Source organism: Shewanella sp. MF08487 (assembly GCF_050848685.1).
Lineage (GTDB): Bacteria > Pseudomonadota > Gammaproteobacteria > Enterobacterales > Shewanellaceae > Shewanella > Shewanella glacialipiscicola.
On sequence record NZ_JBOZPB010000049.1, the window covers coordinates 1 to 6,440 of the forward strand.

General features: G+C 43.8%; 4 protein-coding genes. 2 read left to right on the forward strand and 2 right to left on the reverse strand.

The annotated features are described in order from the left end of the window. Nucleotides 1–134 precede the first annotated feature (134 nt). The gene (locus ACRN9H_RS19420; RefSeq protein WP_432315840.1) at nucleotides 135–749 is read left to right on the forward strand and encodes a hypothetical protein; all 615 of its coding nucleotides are present in this window, start codon (nucleotides 135–137) and stop codon (nucleotides 747–749) included. Nucleotides 750–1,070: 321 nt separating this feature from the next. Here the strand turns inward: ACRN9H_RS19420 and ACRN9H_RS19425 are convergent, their stop codons facing one another. Continuing rightward, the gene (locus ACRN9H_RS19425; RefSeq protein ID WP_432315842.1) at nucleotides 1,071–2,792 is read right to left on the reverse strand and encodes a phospho-sugar mutase; all 1,722 of its coding nucleotides are present in this window, start codon (nucleotides 2,790–2,792) and stop codon (nucleotides 1,071–1,073) included. Nucleotides 2,793–3,031: 239 nt separating this feature from the next. Further along, the gene (locus ACRN9H_RS19430) at nucleotides 3,032–4,018 is read right to left on the reverse strand and encodes a TerC family protein (RefSeq protein ID WP_432315844.1); all 987 of its coding nucleotides are present in this window, start codon (nucleotides 4,016–4,018) and stop codon (nucleotides 3,032–3,034) included. Nucleotides 4,019–4,626: 608 nt separating this feature from the next. On the opposite strand from ACRN9H_RS19430, the gene ACRN9H_RS19435 reads away from it, so the two are divergent. Then, nucleotides 4,627–6,246 carry a peptide MFS transporter gene (locus tag ACRN9H_RS19435; RefSeq protein WP_432315846.1) on the forward strand — a complete coding sequence of 540 codons (1,620 nt, stop codon included), beginning with the start codon at nucleotides 4,627–4,629 and terminating at the stop codon, nucleotides 6,244–6,246. Nucleotides 6,247–6,440 lie beyond the last annotated feature (194 nt).

A 6,440-nucleotide genomic window follows, 5' to 3' on the forward strand; every position in this document is an offset into this window, starting at 1 on the left:
CAAGACGGCTTCATCTTTAAATGCCTGCGGATAACTCTTATGTGATTTTTTTAAACTCATATAGACCTCTTAATTTATTGACCATACTGTCTCAAAATTAAGTGTCCGATGGGATTAGACCAGAACAAATAGACATGCTTAAGGTACATGAAGTTGGGATTAATGATATTAAAGAACCAACAAAAAACTCAATCTATCAAGCGTGGAAAGACATGCTTAAACGCTGCTATAAGCTCAATTCAGGCGCCATAGTGTGCAGAGAGTGGCTAACCTATTCTAACTTTAAAAACTGGTATGAGATCAATTCAGAGCTCATTCTCGCAACAGGATACCAAGGTAAGTTAGAGTTAGATAAAGATTTGAATTGCCAAAATGGCTTAATGTACTCACCACGCGATTGCACATTGTTACCACCTGAGGTAAATACGTTTTTAGCTAAACTGGGTTGTTCCTCTCGTAATAATACAGGCCTAGCAGGCGTTTCCAAGGTAACTGACCGTAAACTGGCAAAGCCTTATTTCGTCTATCACCGTATCGACGGGAAAACTACAAAACACACATTCAAGACGGCTGAGGAAGCGTATGCGTTTCGCCTAGGTTACTTTGTTGGACGTATTGAAAGCTTCTTAGAGACGTATTCAGGCATGCTCAAGGCACAATGCAGATACCACAGCTTACTCCGATTATCTTCGACTAAGAACCTATCAAGCTATGAAGCACTAAATACGATGGTTAAAATCTTCGATTAGGCGACTCTACGTGAAATCTAGGTGGTTATCCCTTTGCCAAAATTCAAAGCATGAAACGTAAGCACAATTTAGAAGCCAAGGACGGCTTAGTAGTTAATCATAGGACGCAGACGGACTCTGTACACGACTCTGTACACGACTCTGTACATGTACAAATATCATAGGTAAAATGAAAACTTCATTTATCTTCCAACTAACTGACTTTCTTAGACTTCATCAGGGCACGACAACAAGAATAAAACAAGGCAAACTGACAGCATGATGTCAGTAGCCTTTTAATAAAAGTGAATTTTGGCGTTTTAACTTAACCAGCAACCAAGATTACTTTGGCAAACTGGCTTGGTGAGCCTGAATAAAATCATCCATGGCTTTGCTCGCCCTCGCTTGGGCGCTGGCTAAGGTATCGGTATCAACCATAGTTTCTACCACTTCGTAGTAGCACTTAATTTTAGGTTCAGTGCCAGATGGCCTGACAATCACCCGAGCCCCGCCCGCTAAGCAGTAAGTCAATACATCGCTCGGTGGTAAGTCGATTTTCTCAACATTTCCATCAGCAAAACGACGCTCAAGTGCCTTTAAATCATCGGTTGATAGCACATCTAACTCACCAATCTTCACCGGTGGATGCTCGCGCAAATAGGCGCCAATATTAGGCGTGTCAGGTTTTAGCGCAATGCTCACCTGCGCATTGAGATGGAACCCATGCTCACGGTAAATTTGCTCGAGTCTGTCCCAAATCGTTTGCCCTTTGGCTGCAAGCTCGGCAGTTAATTGGGCAAATGCCACCAGCGCCGACAGGCCATCTTTGTCCCATACCATACTGCCGACTGTGTAGCCAAGGGCTTCCTCATAGGCGAACAGAAATTGGTTCTCGGGCTGAGTTTTCGCAATCCCCACATTCATCAACCACTTAAAACCAGTGAGCGTGGTAAAGCTTTGCGTGCCAAAACCTTGAGCAATCTTCGATAACAGGCTAGATGACACAATTGTGGTGCCCGTAAGACGCTGATTATCTTTGGCGTGAGATAACAAGTAATACCCAAAGAGCACACCGACTTGATCGCCTGTCAGCATCTGGTACTCGCCATCCTCTTTACGCACGGCTACGGCAAAGCGGTCAGCATCGGGATCGTTAGCGCAGGCGAGCATAGCGCCATGCTTTTTCGCCTCAGCGATGACTAAATCCATCGCGCCTTTTTCTTCCGGATTAGGGAAGTTCACCGTTGGAAAATCGCCATCGGGTTCGCGCTGGGCCGCAACCGAATACACTTGAGTAAAACCGGCATCTTTTAATACAGTTTCAGCCATATCCGCCCCGACACCGTGCATCGCGGTATAGGCTAAGCTAACTTTTTCGGGTGCGGTATGATTTTGTAGCACATCAACTTGTTTTACACCGTTGCGATAGGCTTGGTAAAAATCATCTTGCAGGAGTGTCAACTTACCTTGTTTTACGGCGTCATCATGTTCTAAAAACGGAATGGCTTGATTGGCAGCACGCTCAATTTGCGCGGCAATGCCAGAATCGTGGGGCGGAATGATCTGCGCACCATTCTCCCAATAGACTTTATAACCATTGTATTGCGGCGGGTTATGACTCGCGGTCACCACAATACCCGCTGCCGCATTAAAATGTTTCACGCCAAAGGCCACCAGCGGCGTTGGCGCTACTTTGGACGTTAAGCGCACCTTAATCCCCATAGCGGTGAGCACGCTCGCCGCATCATGGGCAAAGTTAAATGAATCGTGGCGACCATCGTAACCAATCATCACACCACGCTCGGCGGCATCTTTAATCTGATCAAGTAGATAAGCGCCAAGGCCTGCCGAGGTTTGGCGGATCACCAGACGGTTCATCCCCATAGGCCCAGCGCCGACCACACCGCGTAATCCTGCGGTGCCAAACTCTAAGCGGCCCGCAAAGCGCGCAGCCAGTTCAGCTTCGTTACCGCTATCGATTAACGTTTGTAACTGGGCTTTAGTGCGTGAGTCGGGATCATTTTCAAGCCAATGCTTAACCTGTAACTGCAGATGGGTATTCATAACACGCCTCATTGAAAATCATTTGCAATCACATTAGGAAAAACAGAGGCGAAGAACAAGCTAATTTGTATTAATTTTAAAATCAGCTAAACGTTTGGCAAAAAAATGCACTCTCTAGCAAGTCATGCTAGAGAGTGCGGCTATTTTTATCACGCTGACCTTCAAACCTAAACCACTATGGCACTACAGGTACCAACAATAGGCTCAAGTTCATCAGCTATTAGACTTTTTAGCGGATGTTATTTTTCAATGTTTTGCTCACGCGTCTTCCAAAGCGAATACAACACCCCAGCGACTAACAGACCAAAAGTGACTCCTAGAGACACTGGGGTTGGGATAGTAAAGTCCACCATGCCCTCGTGATTGAAATACACTAAACCCACTTTTACCCCGATAAACACTAACACCACTGATAACGCATATTTGAGGTATTCAAAACGATGCACCATTGCCGCTAAAGCGAAGTACAAGGCACGTAGACCTAAAATAGCAAAAATATTCGAGGTATAGACGATAAAGGGATCTTGGGTAATCGCAAAAATGGCTGGAATACTATCTACCGCAAAAATCAAATCTGCGGTTTCCACTAAAATCAACGCCAAGAATAACGGCGTTGCCCACCATCCTTTTGTTAATTGATGTTTTTCACCACGTACCCAGAATTTCTCTTGATGCAGTGTTGGTGTAAAGCGCATTTTAGTACGTAACCATTTGTAAAATTTGTTGTCTTGAATATCGCTGTGTTCATCATTTGAGAACAGCATTTTTACACCAGTAAAAATCAAGAATACCCCAAACAATACAAGTACGCCCTGATACTGTGCCACCAGCACAGCACCAAGACCGATCATAATGGCGCGCAACACTATGACTCCCATAATGCCCCAGAACAGCACCCGATGTTGGTAAATACGAGGGATCCCTAAGCTACTAAAAATTAAAGCGATAACAAATACGTTATCCATAGAGAGTGATTTTTCAATCAAGTAGCCCGTGAGATATTCCATCCCCGCTGTTGACCCTTTGTACCACCAGAGCCAAGCCCCAAACAATAAACCCATACAAATATAGAAAGCAGAAAGTTTTAAACTCTCGGCCACGGTAATCTCATGCTGCTCTTTGTGTAACACCCCAAGATCAAAGGCTAAAAGCGCCAGCACAAAACCAAAAAACATTAACCAAACCCACAGCGGGTAACCCACAAATAGGCTAGTAAAAAATTCCATAATTTTCCTTAATTACATATAACGTTCGGCATGTAGATTTTGAATATTTATTTGATAAAACAATACATTGAGTCCGTTTACTCATTCTATCGGAACCTACACACGATTTGAGCAGCGTTCACTTATTGTTACTCCTCTAGCAATATCGCACTTCGGCCTTCTTTATTCTGTTTATTCTCTGGAAATAAATCCAGATAAGCATAAAAGGATAATCACGCTAACTGAGCATATTTAGGACCGAACTCCGTCATTAATAGGCTACAAACTTAATAGCACTCATATTTTGGCTGCGATATTCTGCCCACTATTTAACACTGATTTATTAACTGAAAATGAATAAATTTAAGCATTTAGTATGGTTTATCACCACAAAAATAGTACATTAAATAATGGTTATAATCGATATATAGGTAAAATATTCATCGCTTTCAAGCCTCTTGACTGTTCCATGCCAGCCGAGTGTGATTAACTGCTGCTACAGCGCCGTTTTTTAGCAATCAACAGCACTGCAATAATCATAAATAATGAAAAATAATTAATAAAATTCATCACGATAAAATGAATTAATAATGGCTCGGCGCATAAAGCGCCAGCAATGGGAGTTTTAAGTGTCACTAGAACAAAATCCTTCATACCCAATACCAAACACACACCATTCGCACCAACCTGAAATGCTGTTTGGGCACCCTAAAGGTTTGTATGTCTGTTTTTTTACCGAAATGTGGGAACGCTTCTCCTTCTATGGCATGAAAGCGTTACTTTTTCTTTATCTGATTAAATATCATCTGTTTACCGACGAATTTGGCTATAACGTCATTGGCGCTTACGGTGCCTTAGTGTATGCCATGCCCGTGGTAGGTGGTTTATTGGCTGACCGCTATATCGGCATGCGCAAAGCGGTCATCTTCGGTGGCGTGTTATTAGTGCTCGGTCACTTAGGTATGGCCTATGAAGGCCATCAAGCGGTGATTATCGCTGGTGAAGTTCAGCGGGATGAACAAGCACTACAGGTTTTTTATCTATCGCTGGCCTTAATTATTGTCGGCGTAGGCTTTTTAAAACCCAATATTTCCACCATCGTCGGTCAGCTTTATCCTGCGTCATCTTCTAAGCGGGATTCTGGCTTTACCATTTTCTACGCGGGTATCAACTTAGGCGCAACCTTAGCTCCATTGATTTGCGCTTATTTAGGCGAAACCTATGGTTGGAAGTATGGCTTTGGTCTGGCGGGTTTAGGCATGTTAGTCGGACTCATCGTATTTATTCGTGGCAAAAAACACCTACAGGGTTACGCTGAGCCAAGAGATCCCGCGCGAATTTTAAAGAAAACTGCCGGTATCACTACAGAACAATGGATTTACTTAAGTGCCATCGGCAGTGTTGTGCTGGTTTGGGGGTTAATTCAAACCCATTCTCTTGTGCTTTCTATCAGCAGTTTATTGCCAGCCGTCAGTCCTGTGATCTGGTTCCTGCATTCAGTATCGCTACTCCTTACTCTGGGTATTGGCTGGTTTATGGTCAAACACTGTAATCCGATTGAACGTCAACAGATGTCAGCTTTACTGCTATTTATCCTCGCAGGCTTGGTTTTCTTCGCATTATATGAGCAAACCTATGGCTCTTGGGTGGCATTTTCGGACCGTGTAATGGACCGTAATATGCTGGGGCTAGAATGGAGTGCGGGGCAACTAACCTTCCTCGGCGCCTTCTTTGTGATCAGCTTATCGCCCATCTTCGCTTGGCTATGGCCTGCCCTTGCGCGTAAAAACTGCGATCCAAGCAAACCGGTTAAAACGGCACTCGGCATTTTATTCGCGGGGTTATCTTTTATGGTATTAGTGCTTGGGATCCAAATGCCGCTAAGCAGTGGTTTTGTGAGTATTTGGTTTTTAGTTGCAGCGTATTTTGTATTAGAAATCGGTGAGTTATTGCTATCTCCTATCGGTTTATCTGCCGTAACTCAGCTTTCGGTCAAACGCGTTGTCAGCGTGATGATGGGTGCTTGGTTTCTTGGGACTTCATATTCTGAAATATTAGCCGCCGAATTAAACAAACTCGCCGCGATTGATACTCGAGGCGGTACGATAAGTGACGTACCGAGTGCCATGGCACTATATGAGCAACTATTTATTTTTTCAGCACAAATTGGTGTGGTGATGGCGTTCGTTTTCTTCGCCCTAGCGCCACTAATGAAGAGAATGATGCATGAGAAAATAATTACGAACTAAGCTGTAAAATAAAAACCGTAGGATAAAGAAAGAAAAACTTGGCTTACTCTCGTCCTCTGAGGCGACGCAGGGCGGGATCATACTTTGTTACAGTAGGGAACTTCTTCGTATCTGCATGATCTGATCGGACATGTTATTCTACTGAGCCTAATCCATGTCTTTATTTGAACACTTGAAACTCATCGAAGACCCTC